17 protein-coding genes are annotated in these 19529 nt (G+C 62.7%); 15 read left to right on the top strand and 2 right to left on the bottom strand.

Translation table 11 applies throughout. From position 1 onward, the window contains the following. On the bottom strand, positions 1-926 hold a 926-nt coding region (locus VIG32_03670), incomplete at its 3' end, for an isocitrate/isopropylmalate family dehydrogenase (GenBank protein HEY8297104.1). A gap of 36 nt (positions 927-962) precedes the next feature. Between VIG32_03670 and VIG32_03665 the strand changes: the two genes are divergently transcribed. From VIG32_03665 to VIG32_03640, 6 genes are all read left to right on the top strand, one after another. Next, entirely contained in the window at positions 963-3152 is a 2190-nt protein-coding gene (locus VIG32_03665; GenBank protein HEY8297103.1) for a DNA translocase FtsK, read from the top strand. A gap of 85 nt (positions 3153-3237) precedes the next feature. Next, complete coding sequence (locus VIG32_03660) at positions 3238-4365, top strand: CofH family radical SAM protein (GenBank protein HEY8297102.1); 1128 nt, start codon at positions 3238-3240, stop codon at positions 4363-4365. Further along, positions 4362-5204, top strand: coding sequence for a menaquinone biosynthesis protein (locus tag VIG32_03655; GenBank protein ID HEY8297101.1), 843 nt, complete (start codon positions 4362-4364; stop codon positions 5202-5204). The genes VIG32_03660 and VIG32_03655 overlap by 4 nt, the downstream gene beginning before the upstream one ends. Continuing rightward, complete coding sequence (gene mqnC / locus VIG32_03650) at positions 5191-6273, top strand: cyclic dehypoxanthinyl futalosine synthase (GenBank protein ID HEY8297100.1); 1083 nt, start codon at positions 5191-5193, stop codon at positions 6271-6273. Before VIG32_03655 ends, mqnC begins: the two co-directional genes overlap by 14 nt. Before the next feature lie 73 nt (positions 6274-6346). Beyond that, on the top strand, positions 6347-6898 hold the full coding sequence (locus VIG32_03645; protein HEY8297099.1) for a hypothetical protein: 552 nt from the start codon (positions 6347-6349) through the stop codon (positions 6896-6898). Positions 6899-6909: 11 nt separating this feature from the next. Next, positions 6910-7296 (top strand): STAS domain-containing protein, encoded by a 387-nt coding sequence (locus VIG32_03640; GenBank protein ID HEY8297098.1) that lies wholly within the window; start codon positions 6910-6912, stop codon positions 7294-7296. Between the two features lie 9 nt (positions 7297-7305). On the opposite strand, the gene mnmA is transcribed toward VIG32_03640, so the two are convergent. After that, positions 7306-8385, bottom strand: a complete 1080-nt coding sequence (mnmA, locus tag VIG32_03635) for a tRNA 2-thiouridine(34) synthase MnmA (GenBank protein HEY8297097.1) — start codon at positions 8383-8385, stop codon at positions 7306-7308. Between the two features lie 48 nt (positions 8386-8433). Here mnmA and VIG32_03630 point away from each other — a divergent pair, with 48 nt between their 5' ends. The 9 genes from VIG32_03630 to secA all read left to right on the top strand — a co-directional run. Next, the gene (locus VIG32_03630; GenBank protein HEY8297096.1) at positions 8434-9180 is read left to right on the top strand and encodes a RodZ domain-containing protein; all 747 of its coding nucleotides are present in this window, start codon (positions 8434-8436) and stop codon (positions 9178-9180) included. Between the two features lie 9 nt (positions 9181-9189). Continuing rightward, positions 9190-9684, top strand: a complete 495-nt coding sequence (locus VIG32_03625; protein HEY8297095.1) for a YajQ family cyclic di-GMP-binding protein — start codon at positions 9190-9192, stop codon at positions 9682-9684. Positions 9685-9688: 4 nt separating this feature from the next. After that, entirely contained in the window at positions 9689-11068 is a 1380-nt protein-coding gene (gene rimO, locus VIG32_03620; GenBank protein HEY8297094.1) for a 30S ribosomal protein S12 methylthiotransferase RimO, read from the top strand. After that, entirely contained in the window at positions 11061-12455 is a 1395-nt protein-coding gene (locus VIG32_03615; GenBank protein HEY8297093.1) for an LCP family protein, read from the top strand. Before rimO ends, VIG32_03615 begins: the two co-directional genes overlap by 8 nt. Then, on the top strand, positions 12452-13273 hold the full coding sequence (locus tag VIG32_03610; protein ID HEY8297092.1) for a polysaccharide deacetylase family protein: 822 nt from the start codon (positions 12452-12454) through the stop codon (positions 13271-13273). Before VIG32_03615 ends, VIG32_03610 begins: the two co-directional genes overlap by 4 nt. A 9-nt stretch (positions 13274-13282) precedes the next feature. Then, the gene (locus VIG32_03605) at positions 13283-13492 is read left to right on the top strand and encodes a hypothetical protein (protein ID HEY8297091.1); all 210 of its coding nucleotides are present in this window, start codon (positions 13283-13285) and stop codon (positions 13490-13492) included. Positions 13493-13577: 85 nt separating this feature from the next. Beyond that, the gene (locus tag VIG32_03600; protein ID HEY8297090.1) at positions 13578-14684 is read left to right on the top strand and encodes an NHL repeat-containing protein; all 1107 of its coding nucleotides are present in this window, start codon (positions 13578-13580) and stop codon (positions 14682-14684) included. A 35-nt stretch (positions 14685-14719) separates the two neighbouring features. Beyond that, positions 14720-16843, top strand: coding sequence for an ATP-binding protein (locus tag VIG32_03595; protein HEY8297089.1), 2124 nt, complete (start codon positions 14720-14722; stop codon positions 16841-16843). Between the two features lie 68 nt (positions 16844-16911). After that, on the top strand, positions 16912-19529 hold a 2618-nt coding region (gene secA, locus VIG32_03590; GenBank protein HEY8297088.1), incomplete at its 3' end, for a preprotein translocase subunit SecA.

Genomic DNA, 19529 nt, shown 5'->3' with positions numbered 1-19529 from the left:
TTTTGAGCGCGTTTGTCGTCGATATACGAGAGAAGCGCGCCGACCGCTAGGATCATGGCCATCGGGTTGGCGACGTTCTTGCCGTAGAGGCGCGGGGCGGTGCCGTGCGGAGCCTCGGCCATGACGACCGAGGGCTTGAGGTTCTCGTCGAAACCCAGCAGCGTGGACTCGGCGCCGGCGATCGAGCCGAAGAGCTGCATCACCAGGTCGGAGAGGCAATCGCCATCGCGATTGAGCGAAGGGATGACCAGCGGTTCGTCTCCCGCGTTGCTCAGCAGCAGCGCGTAGGTCGCGTCGATGAGCTGCGGGTCGTAGGTCACGCCCGGATGGCGGGCGGCGGCCGCGTCCATCTCCTCTTTTAACATTCCTTCGTAGATCGGGCTGACCGTGTATTTCGGACCGCCAAAGACTTTCGCACCCATCTTCGCGGCGTGAACGAACGCATATTCGGAAACGACGCGGCAGACGCCGCGCGAGATCGATTCGGTGCGATACGCAACTTCGTCGGCGCCCTCGCCTTCGCGCCATTCCTTCGCGCCGTAGGCATCGCCCACGGCCATACGCACCACCGAGATCGGCGCGTGGATACCGGCGACGGGGCGCACGCCCGGAAGCCTGCGGCCCGTGCGTACGATGACCTTGCCGTCGATCGCCTTGCGCAGGATCGCGTTGGGCGAGCCGACATCGCCCTTGATCTCGGGCGTGATGGTCGCCGCCTTGAGGCCGAAGCGCGTGCGCGTCATTGCCGCGGCCGCCTCGGTGACGACGGCGTTGTTGGTCGCGCGCCGGTTCTCGAGCGAGAGGTCGTAGCGTTCGAAGGCGAGTTCGACGTCGATGACCGACTTGTCGAGCACGCGCAGCGATTCGAGCAGTAATTCCTGGCCGGTCTGATCGCCCTCAAGGACGACGATGGTTGGCGGGGTCAAATGAACTCCTATTGCGGTGACGAAAACAATGCTTCCATGGCACGCGTACGCCGTAAGGCGACCGCGAGAACACGACTCAACTTCGAGATCGCCGGCATCGCCGCGATCGGTCTCGCCGTTCTGTTAGGAATCGCGCTCGCCGTCCCACCGTCACGCGCCGGAATAATCGGCTCGGCAACGGCACACGTCTTGCACCTCCTTTTTGGAGGGGCCGCTCCGCTTTTCCCGGTGCTGGTCGCCTTATTCGGCGGCATTATTTTTCTGGAGATCAACGTTCCGCGGCTGATGGCGACTTTTGGCTTAGCGGCGCTCGGCTATTTCTTGGTCATCGATACGGCATTCGGGGGCCGCGGCGGCTGGGTCGGACGCGGCATTTGGTTCGCGCTGCGGGCGCTGGTCGGCGTTGCCGGCGAGCGCATCGTGCTCGGCCTCGTGGCCGTGTTGCTGACCGTCTGGATCACCAACGTGTCGGTGAAGAAGATGATCGGGGCGCTCGTGATCGGCGCTCGTGGGCTTCGCTTGCCGAAATTGAACGTTTCGCTGCCGCCGGGGCACGCCAATCTTCGCGACGCATTCGCGCTACCGGCCGAAACAAAAACGCCGAAGAAAGCGGCGAGCTTTTTCGATGACTCGGCGACGGCGATCGTGCCCGTCGAGCCCTTCTTGCCGCCGATCCCGCCGACCGTCGTGGTCGAGGACGACGTTCGACCCGTCCTTCGACAAGCTCAGGATGACAGTGGGTATGAGGCGGCGGGGATGTATCATCAGCCCGATGCGCATCGGGTGTATTCGCTGCCGGATTTGGCGATGTTCGATCCGCCGCAGGCGCAGGTTGCCGACGACTCGACGCGTTCGCACGTCTTAGAAGATACGCTCGCGTCCTTCGGCGTCACGGCCAAGGTCGTTCACATCGAGCGCGGACCCTCGATCACCCGGTACGAGCTCAAACCCGACCGCGGTGTGAAAATCTCGCGCATCGCATCGCTCGCCGACGATATCGCGTTAGCGCTTGCGGCGACGAGCGTGCGGATCGAAGCCCCGATTCCCGGCAAGTCGGCCGTCGGTATCGAGGTTCCCAACAAAACGGTTTCGATCGTCGCGATTCGCGAGATTTTCGAAGCGTTGCCGCACCGCGGTCAAGTGCCGCCGCTCTGGATGGCGCTCGGGAAAGATATTACCGGCCGGCCGGTCTTCGGCGATCTCGGCAAGATGCCGCATCTTCTGGTGGCGGGCGCGACCGGGTCGGGGAAATCGGTCTGTCTCAATACGATCATCGCGTCGCTGCTCGTAAGTGCCACGCCGGATCAAGTACAGATGTTGATGATCGATCCCAAACGCGTGGAACTGACCGTTTACAATGGCATTCCGCATTTGATCAAGGACGTGATCACCGATGCGCGCATGGCCGCGGGCGCGCTCTTCGAGATGACCAAAGAGATGGATACGCGCTACGAGCGCTTCGCGAAAGCGGGCGTGCGGAAGATCGAAGAGTATAACGCCAAGTATCCCGACGAGAAGCTGCCCTTCGTCGTCGTGATCATCGACGAACTCGCCGATTTGATGCTGGTCGCGCCGGCGAAGGTGGAAACGACGATCATGCGGCTCGCGCAACTGGCGCGTGCGACCGGCATCCATCTCGTCGTTGCGACGCAGCGCCCCTCGGTCGACGTTATCACCGGGCTCATCAAAGCGAACATCCCGTCGCGCATCGCCTTCGCGGTCAGCTCGCAAGTGGACTCGCGCACGATTCTCGATATGGCCGGGGCGGAACGGCTGCTCGGCCGCGGCGACATGCTCTACTTACCCATCGATGCGCCCAAACCGGTCCGCTCGCAAGGGGCGCTCATCACCGGCACCGAGGTCAACCGGCTCGTCGACTTTTGGGCGAAACAGGCGCGACCGGAGAATCTGCTCGACGTTGAGGTCACGCCGGTCTCCGACGAAGACGAGAAGCGCAAGGACACCGATCCGCTCTGCTACGAAGCGGCGAAATTTATCATCGAAAGTACCGTTGCTTCGACGGCCGCCTTACAGGCAAACTTTTCGATCGGGCATCCGCGGGCGGTGCGCGTCATGAAACAACTCGAGGACTTTAAGGTCGTCGGACCGCACGAGGGCACGAAACCGCGCCGTATCATCATCGGCCTCGGCGAACTCGAGCAGATCGCCTCGCGCTTGGGGCGCGACGACAACGCGCAACCCGGCCTTTTCGCAACGGGATCGTAAAAGTCGTTGCCCTGCGGGGGGAGCCGCCGTAGAGTACGAAGCAGACGGTCCCGCCGTCAATCACCACTTTAAGGAAGCTCACACGATGGATCCCGCGCTCAAGGCGATCGAACATAAAGTCGAGGAGGGCGTTCCGCTCTCACTTGCGGACGGTCTGACGCTCTACCGCACGCCGGACATCCATACGCTCGGTCGCATGGCGCGCGCGGTCAAAGAACGCAAGAGCGGTAAGAAAGTGTTCTACGTCCTCAACCGCTACATTAACTCCACCAACGTCTGCTACGCGGGCTGCAAGTTTTGCTCGTTTGCCGTCGATGAATTCAAGGAGAAGGAGCGCGTCGTTCGGATGCCCGCGGACGTCGTGTTCGAGAAGGCGCTCGAAACCGGGACGAACTTCAATCAGGTCCACATCGTGGGCGGTCACGATCCACGGCAACTCTCGCTCGACTATTGGCTGCCGTTAATGCGCCGCTTCAAAGAAGCGCTGCCGCACGTGCAGCTCTCGCTGTTCACCGCAGCCGAAATCGAATACATGGCCAAGCGACATCGCCTGTCGTTCGCCGCGTTGATCGCGATGCTCAAAGAAGCCGGACTCGATAACGTCAACGGCGGCGGCGCGGAGATTTTTGCCGAGGAGACGCGCAAGAAGATCTGCCCCGGCAAAGTCAACTCTGAGAATTGGCTTGCGATTCACGAAGAGCTGCATCGTCAAGGCGTCGCATCGAACGCGACGATGCTCTACGGTCAAATCGAATCGCTCGAAGATCGCGTCGACCACCTCGTGCGCCTGCGCGAGTCGCAAGAGCGCTCGCCCGGATTCAACGCTTTTATTCCGCTCGCGTTCCATCCCGACGGCAACGAGCTCAACGACTGTGGGTGGACGACCGGACTCGACGATATCCGTACCTTCGCGGTCGCGCGCTTGATGCTCGATAACTTCGATCACATCAAGGCGTACTGGATGATTCAGGGTCTCAAGGTCTGCCAGGTTGCCTTGCAATTTGGGGCCGACGATATGGACGGCACGCACGGCTCGACCGACGAGGAGATGATCTATCACTCCGCCGGCACGCAGTCCGGCCAATTCGTCGACGATCGCACCTTCCGCGCGTTGATCGAACAGGCCGGCTACGAACCCGTTCGCCGCAACTCGACCTACGAAGAGTTCCCCCACGACTGGACTCCCCCCGAACGCGAACTGATCGAAGCATGATGGCAACCAGCCTGCGTTCGTCGCGGATGCGTTACGTGAACGATCTGCCGATCTTTGGAGCGTTCGACGCGGGTGCGGTGGCATATCCCGGCACGCTCTATGCGGATGTCCCGGCGCGGCTCAACGCGATGATGCGTTCGAACGAGCTGGACATGGGGCCGATCAGCGCGTTTGCGTACGCGCGCGACGCGGAGCATTACGTGCTGCTGCCCGATCTCTGCATCGGCGCCCGCGATGAAATCGTTTCGGTGTTGCTCGTCTCGCAAACGCCGCCGGCGCTGCTCGACGGCGTGAAAATCGCGACGACGCGCGAGTCGGAGAGCGGCCGAAATCTGCTGCGCGTTCTGCTCGAACGCCGGTACGGCGTGCGAGCCGAGTTCGTCGACGACGACGATCCGCTCGCCCGCGCGCGCGCCGGAGCACCCGCGATGGTAATCGGCGATACCGCCATCGACGCGCACTTCATCTTCGAACCGGAGCACGTCTACGACCTCGGAAGTCTGTGGCGCGCGTGGACCGGCGAGCAGTCGATTACGGCCGTGTGGGTGGCGCGGCGCGACATCTACCAAACGCGTCTCGAGGAGGTTCGTGCGTGCATGCACGCCCTGACCGACGCCTATTCGTGGGGCCGCGCATCGCGAGATCGGATCGTCGAGCAGGCGCAGGCCATCCGGCCGCGACCGCCGGGATTTTACGAGCAGTATTACGCCAAACTTAACTTCACGTTTCACTTAGCGGCGCAGAGCGGCTTAGCCGCATTCTGCCGCGAATTGCTAGCGGTCGGCGCCATCGATGCGCTGCCGCCAGTCGTACCGGAGGTCCTCGGTGTCTCTCGCTAATCTGCTGGATAAGGCCGCAAACGGCGGCCGTTTGAGTTTCGACGAGGGCGTCCGGCTTTACAAAGAGGCCGACCTTCACGCGCTCGGCGCGGCGGCGAACGCGCGCCGCATGCAGCTCTATCCCACGAACGACGTAACGTACGTGATCGATACGACGATCAACTACACCAACGTCTGCAACGTGCATTGCACGTTCTGCGCGTTCTTTCGGCCGGAGAAGCACAAAGAAGGCTACACGATGTCGCACGACCAGGTGCTCGCGCGCGTCAAGTATGCCGCCGACCAGGGCGCGACGCAGATCATGATTCAAGGCGGCGTCAATCCCGAACTCCACTTGGAATGGTTCGAGGCGCTCTTCAATCGCGTACGCATGGAGTATCCGAACGTCGACATCCATTCGCTCTCGGTCTCGGAAGTTATCGGGCTCGCGAACGTGGAGAAGATGCCGACGCACGACGTCCTCGTTCGGTTGAAGGCGGCGGGCATGAAGTCGCTGCCGGGTGCGGGCGCGGAGATATTGGTCGAACGCGTCCGCAAGCGCATTAGCGCGCGCAAGGTAACGCCGGACGTATGGCTCGGCGTGATGCGCGAAGCGCAGCTCCTCGGCATGCCGACCACGGCGACGATGATGTTCGGATCGATCGAGACCGACGAAGAGCGCATCGAGCACCTCGACGTGCTGCGCGCCCTTCAAGACGAAACCGCCGGGTTTACCGCCTTCATCCCATGGTACTACGTGCCGTGGAAGACGCCGCTGCGCGGCAAGGAAGCTACGGGCCTCGAGTATCTGCGCGTGCTCGCAATCTCGCGCCTGTACTTGGATAATTTCCCGCATCTGCAAGCCTCGTGGCTGACGCCGGGACTGAAAATGGGCCAACTCGCACTCTTTTACGGATGCGACGATATGGGCGGCACCATCCTCGAGGAGCAAGTCGTACACGATGCCGGCTCGACGAACGAAGCGACGCGCAAGCAATTGGAAGAGCTGGTCGTTACCGCCGGCTTTCGACCCGTGATTCGCGACACGTACTGGAACGTGCGAGACGACGTGGCGCTTGCGAGCGCGTAAATCGCCGCGGCATCCAAATTATTGTACCCTTGCCTCCAAAGGCGCTGGGTCGCTCGCTTAGAACGGGCGTTCTGTGGATTGCGATACGGCTCCCGGCCAAGAGTGCGCGCCGTACGCGGAGTTACCGGCATGGTGGAGCGGCTTTCTTTTTCACGTTTTAAATCCGCGGCAAGTCTCGATGTACGTCTACCTGACCATGCTCTGCGACGACTCGAGCGCCTGCCACCCAACGATCGAGCAAATCCGTAAGGATCTCGGGTTGTTGAGTACGACCATGGTCTTCGAATCGATCGCCGTACTCGAGGAATATGGGTTCTTCGTGCGAACGCGCCGGAGTTTTCCCGAGTCGCGTTCGCGGCGCAACGTCTACCAGCGCACGACCTGCGAGCACACGATCTTGCGTTTACTCGAATGTGGTAAAATTGACGCCTACCTCCACCCAACGGCTTCAACGGCGGCGCCCGCCTCCGACGAATCCAAGGAACTCGTGCGGGAAGGCCTCAAGAAATTACTCGACGAGGCTTATCCCCGATACGAAGAAGCCGACGCGGCGAGCAAGAAGGCAGTTCTGATAGACGCGCTGGGCGAATTGCTGCGTACCCGCGAACGCGGCATCTACCAATAGATGGAGAAGCCATGCACGAAACCGTAGCCGTCACGATCGTATTCGATCCCGCTTCCGGCAATCCGGCCGTCGTCGAAATGACGGGCGAACTCGACCTTGCGAATGCGGATATCGTGCGCGAGCGTCTCGACGAGGTCGGAATCGTTGCCAATCGCGTGATCCTCGATCTCGTGCGGCTCGAGTTCATCGACTCCACCGGCTTGAGCGCGATCGTGCGCCTCGGCAAACAGCTCAAGGAACGCGCCGGCCACCTCGCGATCGTCGTCACGAAGCCATCGATTCGCAAGCTCTTCGCCATCACCGCACTCGACAAGCGCTTCGCAATCTACGAACGCGTAGAAGACGTCCACTTCCCCCCGTCCTTCGACGAGCTCCGACCTTCGACAAGCTCAGGATGACAGGCGCGCTTAGAGCGCGGTGACGATGGTGGCTGCGCCGAGTACTTCTTCGCCGCGTTCGTCGAAGAGCGCGACGAGTTGGCCGGGCGCGACGGCGCGTTGCGGTTCGTCGAATTGGATTGAAAGGCTATCGCCGGAGTCAAGCGTCGCGCGGGCCGGCGCGGGCGTGGCCCGATAGCGCACCATCGCGAGAACGGGCGTTTCCGGTCGTCCGAATCGTTCGGGACGAATGACGTTGACTTCGTTCGCGGTCAATCCGCGCGCGGCAAGCTCTTCCTCGCGCCCGATCACGATCGTATTGCTGGCGGCGTCGATGCGCGTGACGTATCGTGGACCGTCGCCGCTCGATGGAAGACCCTGGCGTTGGCCGATCGTGTAGTTGACGATACCGGCGTGCCGGCCGACGAGCGTCCCGTCGCCGCTGCGGATGTCGCCCTCGCTGCGAACCTCCGGGCGCGCGCGGCTGAGGATCTCGCGATAGTCGCCGCCTTCCACGAAGCAGATATCCTGTGACTCGGTTTTGTCGTGCACGGGCAGCCCCAGGCGCCGCGCGTGATCGCGCGTGCTCGCCTTGTCTAAGCCGCCGAGCGGAAGCAGCAGCTTTGCGAGTTGCTCGGGTTTGAGTTGTGCGAGCGCGTAGGCCTGGTCTTTTGCGTGCTCGCCGCGAAACAAGTGCGGGCCGTCATCGCGATGTTCTAATCGCGCGTAGTGCCCGGTTGCGACGTACGCCGCTCCGAGCGAATCGGCGTATTTGCTCAGCGTTCCGAGCTTCACGAAATTGTTGCACGAAACGCACGGATTGGGCGTTCGCCCCGAGACGTAGTCGTCGACGAAGCGGTCGACGACGGTGCGGCGAAACGTCTCTTCGAAATTCAGCACGTAATGCGGAATGCCAAGTACCGCCGCGCTGCGGCGTGCGTCGTCGAAATCGTCGATCCCGCAACAGCTCTTGGCGTGCGCGGGTTTGGTCGGCGAATACATCTTCATCGTCACGCCGATGACCTCGTAACCTGCCTCCGAGAGCAGGCCCGCGGCCACCGCCGAATCGACGCCGCCGCTCATCGCGGCGATTACGCGTGCTTTCTTCATCGTTCCGATGGACAGGATAACACCATGGAGGGGCTAACAGAAGCCCCAATGTCGCTGGGTGAACGCTTTCGCACCGCGCGCGAGCAGCGCGGTCTAACGCTTTCGGATGTCGCCGAGCAGATTCGAATCCGATCGGTGTACCTCGCGGCCATCGAGGAGGAGAACTGGCCTTCGATCGGCGCGCCCGTCTATATTCGCGGCTTCTTGCGCACCTACGCGCGCTTTCTGGGGCTGGACCCCGAAGACGCCGTCACGGAGTTCAACTCGACCGGCGGCGCAAGCGCGCTGACGCCGGCTATGGCCGAGTCGAATGCCGACCAGGCGGCGCTGCTGAACTCCGGCCGCAATCTCTCCCCGCTGCTCTGGGTCGCGAGCGCGGTCGCCCTCGCCCTGATCGCCTTTGTGATCTACCTGTTCGTCGCTCCGCCGAAGGGCGGCCCGCGGGCGGTCGCGGTTGCCTCGCCCGCGGCCTCCGTTAGCCCCGCCGGCAGCGCGCCCGCGGCGGCATCGGGCCTGGGCTCAACCCCCTCGCCCTCGCCCGAGCCAAGCGCGCTGCTCGCCAGCTCGGCGACGCTAGCGATCCACCTCACCGCACCCTCGTGGCTACGGGTCACGGTTGACGGAAATGTTAGTATTGAAGGTACGTTTCCAGCCGGGACCGACAAGACGTTCCACGGAAAGTCGGCCCTCGTGCGCGTCGGCAACGCCGGCGGCGTCGAGATCGTCGTCGACGGAAAGCCCGTTGGGAAGCTGGGAGCGACCGGCGACGTCGCCGAAAAATCGTTCACCCTGTAGGAGTCACCCTTGCCAAGCGATGCCTCGTTCGATGTTGTATCGAAAATCGATCAACAAGAACTCGATAACGCCCTAAACCAGGCGCGAAAAGAAATCGCCGGCCGGTTCGATTTTAAGGGCACCAAGACCGAGATCGATTATGACGGTAAAGCGCTGATCACGGTGACCTCCGACGACGAGCTGAAGATGAAAAACGTCATCGACATTCTGCAATCGAAAGCGCTCAAGCGCGGCATCGAGATCAAGGCCTTCGATTTCGGCAAGGTCGAGCCGGCCGGCGGCGACACCGTGCGCCAAAAAATCACGCTGCATAACGGCATCCCCAAAGACAAGAGCAAGCCGCTGATGGAAGCGATCAAGGCGCTCAAGCTCAAAGTCACCGCCCAATATCAGGACGAGCAAATTCGCATCTCTTCGAAGAACCGGGACGATCTGCAGGCGGTGATCGCTCACCTCAAGAGCATGGAGTACGAATTGCCGCTGCAGTTCGTGAACTACCGGTAGCCGCTTGCCGAACAAAGTCTCGTTCGTCTCGCTGGGCTGTGCCAAGAACCTCGTCGATACCGAAGTGATGATCGCGAAGCTCGCCGAAGCCGGTTGGCAGCTCGAACCGCAGAGCGCGCTCGCCGATACCGTCGTAATCAACACGTGCGCGTTCATCGATCCCGCCAAGGCCGAATCGACCGATGTCATTATGGAGCACGCCGCGCGCAAAGGGCGCGACCAGCAGCTCATCGTGGCCGGCTGTCTCGCGCAGCGTTTCGGCGAGCAGTTGCAATCGCTCGTGCCGGAGATCGACGGCGTCGTCGGCACCGGAGCGTATGCCGGCATCGTCGAGTTGTTGGACGACGCTCGGGCGGGCCATCATCCGGTTCGCTTGCAGTTCGATGCCGAGCCCGAACACGATTTTCTGCCGCGGCTCGTGACGACCGGGCGAGCGAGCGCGTATCTAAAGATCGCGGAAGGCTGCGACCACCCGTGCACGTTCTGCATCATCCCGCAGCTGCGCGGCAAATTCCGCAGCCGCAGTGAAGAGTCGATTCTCAAAGAAGCGCGCGCCCTGGCCGCCGGCGGGACGCAAGAGCTGATCCTCATCGCGCAAGATACGTCGATGTGGGGGCGCGATCGCGGAATGCGGCGCGGCGGGCTCGCGCGGCTGCTCGAGGAGCTTTCCGCCGTCGAGGGCATCGAGTGGATCCGCCTGCTCTATTTGTACCCGGCCACCGTCGATAGCGAACTGATCGACGCGATGGCGCGCCTGCCGAAGGTCTGTAAGTACATGGACATGCCCTTGCAGCACGCCCATCCCGAGGTGCTGCGCGCGATGCTCCGTCCGAGCAACGGCGAGCGGTATCTCGAGATCATCGACGAGTTCCGCGAGCGCGTTCCGGGCGTGACCATGCGCTCCACGTTTATCGTCGGATTCCCAGGCGAGACCCAGGAACACGTGGAGTATTTAGAAGAGTGGATCGGGCGCGCGCAACTCGATCGAGTCGGCTTTTTTGAGTACAGTCCCGAAGAAGGAACGCCGGGCGCGACGTTAGGTGCACAAGTTCCGGCGCGGGAGAAGCGACGGCGGCTGGTGCGTCTGCGCGAAGCGCAGCGAATCGCATCGGAGAAGGCGCGGGCCAAACGTCTCGGGCAGACGGTTCGAGTGCTTGTCGAGGAGCGGCGAACGCTCCGTAAGGGCGATCCGTTCCGGGCGCAGCTCGGCGCGAGCCAGGCGTGGTTCGGCCGATCGGCCGGCGAGGCGCCGGGTGTCGACGGCGGCATTTATTTCACCGGCGAGGCAAACGTCGGCGATTTTGTCGAGGTGACGCTCGACGGACACGGGCCATTCGATTTCCACGGCCGCGCCGTTATAAAGGAACGCATCCTCATTGGGTAAGCACATGGCCCCCCCGGCCGAAGCGCCGGTCCGCGACGGCAGTTTCTTGCGCACGATTGCGGCGACCATCGGCGTGGCGCTCTTGGTGCTGGCCGGAGTTGTCGGCGGCATTGCCATGGTAAAGCACCAGAATCCGTTCCAGGTGTTGGTGCAGCCGATCGCACCTCCGCCGCAGCAAGTCTTCGGAAAAGACCAATTGCTCGTGCTCGTCGAGGGGCTCGACTACGACTATAACGCGAAGGACGAAGAGTATTCTTCGCAGGCGCGCAGCGACGTGATTTGGGCGGTCAATCTCGATTTCAAAAACGATCGCGTCTACGAGCTTTCGATTCCGCGCGATATGGTCGCGACGCTGCCGAACGGAACGCAAGCCAAGATCAATCAAGCGCAATCGGACGGCGGCACGCGTGAAGCGCAGGCGGTTATTTCCAAGTGGCTCGGAATCCCCGGCTTCGATCGATACGTGATCTTTCGTGCGAACACGGCTAAGGATTTCATCAACGCCGTGGGCGGCGTGAACGTCGTCGTCATGAACTCGAACGCGCTGCAGCACACGGGACCCAACGGTCCGCTCGATTACGTCGACACGTGGGGGCACCTCTACATCCATCTCAAGCCGGGATTGCAGCATCTCGACGGCGCGCAGGCCGTCGGGTACATGCGGTTTCGTCACGACTACTGCGGAGATCCGTGCCGCATCATGCGTCAACAGGAAGTCCTGCACGCGCTCGTCGACAAACTTAAAGCCAACAAGCTCAATACGCTGCTGCACATCACCGATCTCGCCGGCGCGTTCAATAAGAACGTGACGACGAACTTCACGAGCGCCGAAGAACTCAGCATCGCCAATGCCTTTGCCGGCATCCCGAAAGACGGCATCAAGACGGCTCAAGTGCCGTACGTCTCGGACGTGGTGTTGGCCGACGGCGGCGATGCGATCGTTCCCAATGAAAGCGAGCGCGCGCGACTGGTAAAGACCATGCTGCTCGACCCGCCGCAGCCGCAACCCTCCCCGGCCGCGAGCGCGCTCGCCGCTATCGCGGCCGCCCAAGTGCGCGTCGATGTAGAGAACGGAACGGACGTGCCGGGTCTGGGTAAGCGCGTCGCCGCACTACTGAAGGCGAAGGGCTTTACGATCGGCGCGGTCGGCAATGCCCCGGCTTTAGGCGTGCTGACCACCCAGTTTCACGAACACTCCAGCATCACGTTTGCCGCCTCGAAAGTTCGTCGCGCGCTCGGCGTGGTGGCGAGTAAAGCGACCGTCGTTCAAGACGCGCCGGTCGTCGCATCGCCGAGCGCAGCGGCGCCTCCGGTGAGCGACGTAACGGTCATCGTGGGTCAAGACGTAGCGACGCTGCTCGGGCGGCAAGCTTCGGCCCAACCGTGACCTCACGCCGATGGATCCTAACCGCGATCGCCGTCCTCGTCGCATTGGCCGGACTCGGTACGTGGCGGCTCTTCGTGCATTCAACGCATCTCCAGCCGGCGCTCATCACTCCCAAGATGAACGCACAGGAAGCGATCGCGCCGTCGTTCGCGACGCGCGTTCGCCGCGTGTTGCACGAACACGCGGCCGACAATCGCGCCGACCGCCCCAAACTGATCGCACTGACCTTCGACGACGGCCCGTATCCGGTGATGACGCCGCTACTGCTCGACGAACTCGCGCGCCTGCACGCCAAGGCGACGTTCTTCCTTATCGGCCGCGACGCGGAACAGTGGCCGGAACTAGCCAGGCGGGTCGAGGCCGGGGGCAACGAAATCGCCGACCACACCTACACGCACCCCAACCTCGATCAGGAGACGCCCGATCAGGTTCGCGAGGAGATCCTCAAGGGGCGCGACGTCCTCGATGCGCTCGTCCGCGATCCGGCGATCGACGTGCTCTTCCGTCCGCCGCACGGGCGCTATACCGTCGCGACGATCGAGGTCGCGCAGCGGCTCGGCTACCGGACGGTTTTGTGGACCGACGATGCGGGCGATTGGCGCACGCTGACGGCGGCCCAGCTGGCTTCCCACCTCGAGGCGCATGCCACGGCGCCGGAGATCGTGCTCCTGCACAGCGGCAAGCTCGCGACGATTCAGATGCTGCCGGAGGTCGTGGCGCGATTCCGGGCAGCCGGATATCGTTTCGTGACGGTGGGCGAGCTGCTCGCCCGAGTCAGCCCCAAAGAACTCAACCACCCCGCCAAGCACGGAGTCTAGCTCCCAGCCATGCCAAGATCGATTATCGATACGGAATCTAGTCGCCCGGCCTACGTGCGCCGGCAGATCCTCACGGCCGTCTTTGCGGTTCTGGTTCTGGCGGCCGTGCTCGTTTTCGGTTATGCCGCCTGGCAAAGCAAGCACGCGGCGCCCGGGCCGATTACGCCGGCGGCGCCGGCCGGCGCGCCGGCCCATCCCGCGAGTTATCCAGGAAACTAATTCTTTTTGATTGTAACAGCCGCTGGGACTTCAAACCGAACCGAACGCGACGGATTCGCGGAACGCGAATCCTCCAGGAGAATCGATGCTGCGACGCCTCACCCTCATATTTCTTAGCCTCGTCTGCACGGTAGCGGTCGCTGCCTGCAGTTCGTCGGACACTAAATCGCTCTCGAGCGGCGGCATCCCGGGCATCGGGCCGAACTTCGCGTCCAATTCAATCTACGCGGCGAGCAGTTCGAACAACGCCGTCTACATCTACGCACCGAATCCGCAACCGAGCGCGACGCCGGTCAACCTCATCGGCGGCGCCAACACCGGGTTGAGCGGGCCGCAATACGTGGCGTTCGATGCGGCCAAGCACCTCTTCGTTACCAACTACAATCCCGCGCCTCAACCGGGCACGAACGGCGCATCGATTCAAATTTATCAAACCTACGCGATGGGCGACGTCATTCCGTTCGGCACGGTTTCCGGGGCGGGAACTAGCCTCACCCAGCCGCGTGGTATCGCGGTCGACCAAAAAACCGGCACGTTTTACGTTGCAAACGTGGATCCGAGTGCGGCGTCGCCCAACGAGCTGTTGGTGTTCGCGAGCGGCGGTTTCGCGCCGACGGTCATCTCGGGAAATCTCACGCAGCTCAATTCGCCTACCGGCGTGGCGCTCGATGCGTCGAACAATCTCTACGTCGCGAATCGCGGCGGCGGTTCCGTCACGGTATATCCGGCACCGACCCCCGTCCCGGCGCCCTCCGGATCGCCATCGCCGGCACCGACTGCGACGCCGACGGCGAATCCGAGCGCTTCACCCGCTCCCACGCCGACGCCCGTTCCCGGATTGAACATCGCGCCGACGCAGACCATTACCGGGCTCGGCGCGCCGACCGGCATCGCCGTCGACGCAAATAAGAACGTCTACGTTGCGGATCCCGATAACGGCACGCCCGCGATTTACGTCTTCGCACCGGGCGCCGCGAGTGCGGCCGCCGCGACACGTAAAATCGTTGGAGCCAGCACCCAACTGAAATTCCCGACCGACATTAAAGTCGATTCGAACGGGACTCTCTACGTCGCCGACTCGGGCGCGGACGCGATCCTCATCTTCGCACCGAACGCCAACGGGAACGTTGCGCCGACCGTCACCCTGCCGTTCAAAGCCGGGACGCCGATCGGGCTCTCGCTATCCCCCTAGAAGATCTGCGGTCGCGCGCCGCGCTCGACCGTTTCGTGTCGCTCACGCGACTCTTGACGATTCCAACGCCGGCGGCCAAAGCACGAGCCCTCGCCGGGGACGTGCTGGCCGCCGGTTCGTTCGTTCGGGCCACGGCGCTGGTCATGGCCGACGAAGGCGTGGTCGAGGCATCGGCCCCCGAAGGAACCGGCGGGTTTGCGCTCCGCGTGAAGACGCCGGAGGTCGCGCGTCTTTTCTTACACGCACTCCAGCGCTTTGCCGTGGATGGGTGTTTTTTTGTGCCCCGAGCCCAGACGCGCGCGCTGGCGGGCGTGACCGTACGCCCCGTCGATCACGGCGTGCTCGCGATTCCGCTCGAATACCAAGGCGTCGCACGCGGCGCGCTCGTTCTCGAAGTCGACGAGTGTCCGATGCCCGAGGAGTTGCGATACCTGCGCGCTTATGCGGAGATCGCGGGATCGATCGTCGCCCACGAAGAGACGATAACGGCGGCGAAGCGCGAAGCGCGGCAGAGCGATCTACTCGCGCTGATCAACGAACGCACGCGAAAGTCGCTCGACCGCGATGCGATCCTGCGCGTCGTCGTCGAAGACGTTCGGAAGGCGTTCGATGCGGCACGCTGCATCGTGGTGGAGCGCAATCGTCTCCGCCGCGACCTTGCGACGATCGTGGCGCTCGCCGAGAATCGCGCGATCGAACAATCGATTCCAGATATCGTTCCGCTGCAGGGGACGTGGTTCGAACGCGTCTTCGCGGGCTCCGTCATCGTGCGGCCTAGGGTAGGCGATGCCGCCAACGATGCGGGCCTCGTGGAGTACGGCGTGAAATCGGCGCTCATCGTGCCGTTTCTCATCGACGGCAAGGTCGAGAGTGCGATGGCGCTGCATTTCGCGCACCCGCGAGCGTTCGACGACGTGGACTTGATGATGCTGCGGTCCGTCGCATTTCACGTGGGGCTCGCGCTTGCCAACGTGCGTCTCTTTCAAAGCGAACGGCAGCGCCGCTCGCGCGCCGAAGCCCTCGAGCGCGTGGTCCGCACGCTTCGCGACGCGCGCGAGATCGAAGAAACCCTCGTCGTATTTGCGGCCAGCGCCTCGCACGAAGCGCGCCTGTCGTGCGCGCTCTATGCGTTCGAAGGCGAGGAAGCGGTTCTGCGCGTAGCGCGCGCGGCGGGCGACGCGGCGTTTTCGTGCGCGCAGCGTATCGAGGCCTCGCAGTTCGAAGCGCTGCAATCGCAAGACGTACTAGGGGCGCCGGATCTGCCCGAGGCGCCCCGGTTAGCGCTTTTCGGAGCCGGCGACGGCACGGCCGTCGCGCTGCGAGTCGATGGCGAGCTTTGGGGGTTCGCGGCGTTCTTTAGGCCGTCCGGCGAGATCGATTGGGACGACGCCGAGCAACGCGGCTTCGTGCGAACGTTAGTGGCCCATCTCGAACTCTCGCTCGCCACCGCGATCGCGTTCGGACATATCGCGCGTTTGGCGCGCGCGCTCGCGGAGTCGAGCGAGTTCAAGGACGATCTTATGGCGATGCTGGCGCACGATTTTAGAGGCCCGCTGACCGTCATAGCCGGCTACTGCGAATTGCTGCTCGAAACGTCGAGTTCCGAGGGCCGCACCGAAGTGGAGGCCATTTTCTCGCAGACGCAACGCCTGGTGCGGCTCTCCGAAGATGCCGTGGCACTCGCGCAAACGCAGGCGGCGGGATTCTCACTCAATCGTACGGTCGTCGACCTGCGCGAGTTCGTTGGGGCGAGCGTTGCTTCGCACGATCCTGCGGGCAAACGCCTGCGCTTGCTAGCCCCCGACGAGCGCATCGCAATCTCGTTGGACACGCAGCGCTTCGGACACGTGCTCGACAACGTGCTGATGAACGCCCTCAAATACTCGGGCAGCGAGGTGAGCGTGAATTTGAGTGCCGGGCCGGCCGGTGCGTGCATCGAGGTCCGCGACCGGGGTATCGGCATTCCGCCGGGCGAACTCTCGGCGGTCTTCACCCGCTTCGGCCGGGCGAGCAACGCCCGTCGGAAGGGCATCGCGGGCTCGGGTGTTGGATTGTACGTCGCGCGCAAGATCGTCGAAGTCCACGGCGGTGCGATCGATGTCAGCTCGGTTGAAGATCAAGGAAGTACCTTTTCGATCACCCTACCCTTTGCGACTTAGGTCACAACCGCCGTGCGCCGGCGCTAAACGGTGCAACTCGGAAGCTCGGAGAACGTTACTACACACGTATGGCATTCCTAAAATCGCTCTTTGACGGAAATGAGCGAGAGATCGCCCGCCTGCGGCGGACCGTCGAAAAAGTCAACGCGCTAGAGAGCCAAGTTCACGCGCTCTCGGACGAGGGGCTCCGGGGTAAGACGCCGGAGTTTCGCGACCGTTTGGCGGCGGGCGAACTGCTCGAGACGATGCTTCCCGAGGTCTTCGCCGTCGTGCGCGAGGCCGGTATCCGCGTGCTTGGGATGCGCCACTTCGACGTGCAGATCATGGGCGGCCAAGTACTCTTCGAAGGCCGCATCGCCGAGATGAAGACCGGCGAAGGCAAAACGCTCGTTGCGACGTTGCCGGTTTACGCACGCGCGCTCGAGGGGCGCGGCGTGCACGTCGTTACTGTGAACGACTACCTGGCCAGGCGCGACGCCGAATGGATGGGAGCGCTCTACGAGTTCTTAGGCCTGACCGTCGGTATCATCCAGCACGACTTGGAGCCCACGTTGCGGCGCGCCGCCTACGAGTGCGACGTAACGTATATCACGAACAACGAAGTGGGCTTCGACTACTTGCGCGACAACATGGCGTGGAAGCTCGAAGACATGGTCCAACGCAATTTGTACTACGCGCTCGTCGACGAAGTCGACTCGATCCTCATCGACGAGGCGCGCACGCCGCTCATCATCAGCGGACAGGGTCAAGAACCGACGGAGCTCTACGAGAACTTCGCAAAGATCGTTCCGCGGCTAAAAAAGGACGACGATTTCACCGTCGATGAGAAAGCGCACGCGGTACCGATTACCGAAGCCGGCGTAGCGAAAGTCGAAAAGATGCTCGGCGTCGGTAATCTGTACGATCAGCGCAACATCGAACTCGCGCATCAACTCAACGCCGCGCTCAAAGCGTGGAATCTCTTTCACCGCGATCAGCAATACATCGTCAAAGACGGCGAGATCATCATCGTCGACGAGTTTACGGGGCGGTTGATGTACGGCCGGCGGTACTCCGACGGCATCCATCAGGCGATCGAGGCCAAAGAAGGCATCAAGGTTCGCAGCGAAGACCAAACGCTCGCGACCATCACTTTTCAGAATTACTTCCGCTTGTACGATAAGCTCGCGGGCATGACCGGCACGGCTAAGACCGAGGAACGCGAGTTTCGCGACATCTACGGCCTCGACGTCGTCGTGGTTCCGACCAACATGCCGATCCGGCGTGCCGACCAAGGCGACATCGTCTACAAAACGGAGCAGAAGAAGTTCGAGGCCGTCGTCGGCGAGATCATCGCCGAGCATCGCAAGGGGCGCCCGGTTCTCGTCGGTACGCGCTCGATTGAAAAATCGGAGCTGCTCGCGGCGATGCTGCGCCGTCAAGGCGTCGAGTGCAACGTGCTCAACGCGAAGTATCACGAACAAGAAGCGCAGATCATCAAGGACGCCGGGCAGCCCGGGCAGGTGACGATCGCGACCAACATGGCCGGCCGCGGCACCGACATCAAGTTAGGCGAAGGCGTAGCCAACGTCGGCGGCCTCGCGATCATCGGCACCGAGCGGCACGAATCGCGCCGTATCGACAATCAACTGCGCGGCCGCGCGGGCCGGCAGGGCGACCTGGGCTCGACCCGCTTTTACGTGTCTCTCGAGGACGAAGTGATGCGGCTCTTCGGCGGCGAGCGCATGAACTCGATCATGGATCGCGTCGGCTTCAGCGACGAGACGCCGATCGAATCGAAGATGATCTCGGGATCGCTCGAGCGCGCGCAGAGCAAGGTCGAGAACCACAACTACGAGATCCGCAAACACGTCCTCGAGTACGACGACGTGATGAACAAACAGCGCGAAGTGATCTACGGCGACCGCCGGGCGATTCTCGACGGTACGTTCGACTCGCGCGGATTCATGCTGCAGACCCTGGAGCAGAAAGTCGATTACGCGATCGACCAGAACGCGCCGGAGAACGCGCATCCCAGCGAGTGGAACCTCGAAGAGATCCTCAACGAGGTCGAACTGATCTTTCCGATTAAGGCGATGGTTACGCTAGCCGATCTCGAGACGAAGGATCGCGAAGAGATCCGCAAGTTCTTGCAAGCCAAAGCGCTTGAGGCGTACGAAGCCAAGGAACGCGAAGTCACACCCGAGATCATGCGCGTGGTGGAGAAGGCGTATCTGCTGTTGCCGATCATCGATCGCATGTGGGTCGATCACCTCTACGTGATGGATCACTTGAAGACCGGTATCGGTCTGCGCGGCTACGGTCAAATCGACCCGCGCGTCGAGTACGAAAAAGAAGCGTACGAGATATTCGAAGACCTCAAGAGCAATATCGCCGACGAAGCGATCAAGGGCGCGTACCGCGTCGTGATCGAACACGAACCGTCGCAAGAGCAGCTCGGCCAAACCGCGCCGGTCCCGCAGCACCCGCCGCAAGTGCCGGCCTTTCCGCAGATTCCGACCGGCGAGATGCTGCCGCAAGCCGCCGAGGCGCTCTTGGGCCCGATGCCGGCGAAGCAGCGCGCCGTTCACACCAATCGCGACGGCGAAGAACCCGCCAAACCCAAGCAGCGCGAAGAGCCGAAAGTCGGGCGAAACGACCTCTGCCCCTGCGGCAGCGGCAAGAAGTACAAAAAATGCCACGGAGC

The sequence above is a fragment of the Candidatus Baltobacteraceae bacterium genome, assembly GCA_036559195.1.
Classification (GTDB): Bacteria; Vulcanimicrobiota; Vulcanimicrobiia; order Vulcanimicrobiales; family Vulcanimicrobiaceae; genus JALYTZ01.
The sequence above is the reverse complement of the archived record's forward strand: the minus strand, read 5'-3'. Positions and strand labels throughout refer to the sequence as shown.

Bases quoted from the DNA above. Each gene is read 5' to 3' on its own strand.
- VIG32_03665 (HEY8297103.1), top strand. From the start codon at position 963: ATGGCACGCGTACGCCGTAAGGCGACCGCGAGAACACGACTCAACTTC.
- VIG32_03660 (HEY8297102.1), top strand. From the start codon at position 3,238: ATGGATCCCGCGCTCAAGGCGATCGAACATAAAGTCGAGGAGGGCGTT.
- VIG32_03655 (HEY8297101.1), top strand. From the start codon at position 4,362: ATGATGGCAACCAGCCTGCGTTCGTCGCGGATGCGTTACGTGAACGAT.
- VIG32_03640 (HEY8297098.1), top strand. From the start codon at position 6,910: ATGCACGAAACCGTAGCCGTCACGATCGTATTCGATCCCGCTTCCGGC.
- mnmA (HEY8297097.1), bottom strand. From the start codon at position 8,385: ATGAAGAAAGCACGCGTAATCGCCGCGATGAGCGGCGGCGTCGATTCG.
- VIG32_03630 (HEY8297096.1), top strand. From the start codon at position 8,434: ATGTCGCTGGGTGAACGCTTTCGCACCGCGCGCGAGCAGCGCGGTCTA.
- VIG32_03605 (HEY8297091.1), top strand. From the start codon at position 13,283: ATGCCAAGATCGATTATCGATACGGAATCTAGTCGCCCGGCCTACGTG.
- VIG32_03600 (HEY8297090.1), top strand. From the start codon at position 13,578: ATGCTGCGACGCCTCACCCTCATATTTCTTAGCCTCGTCTGCACGGTA.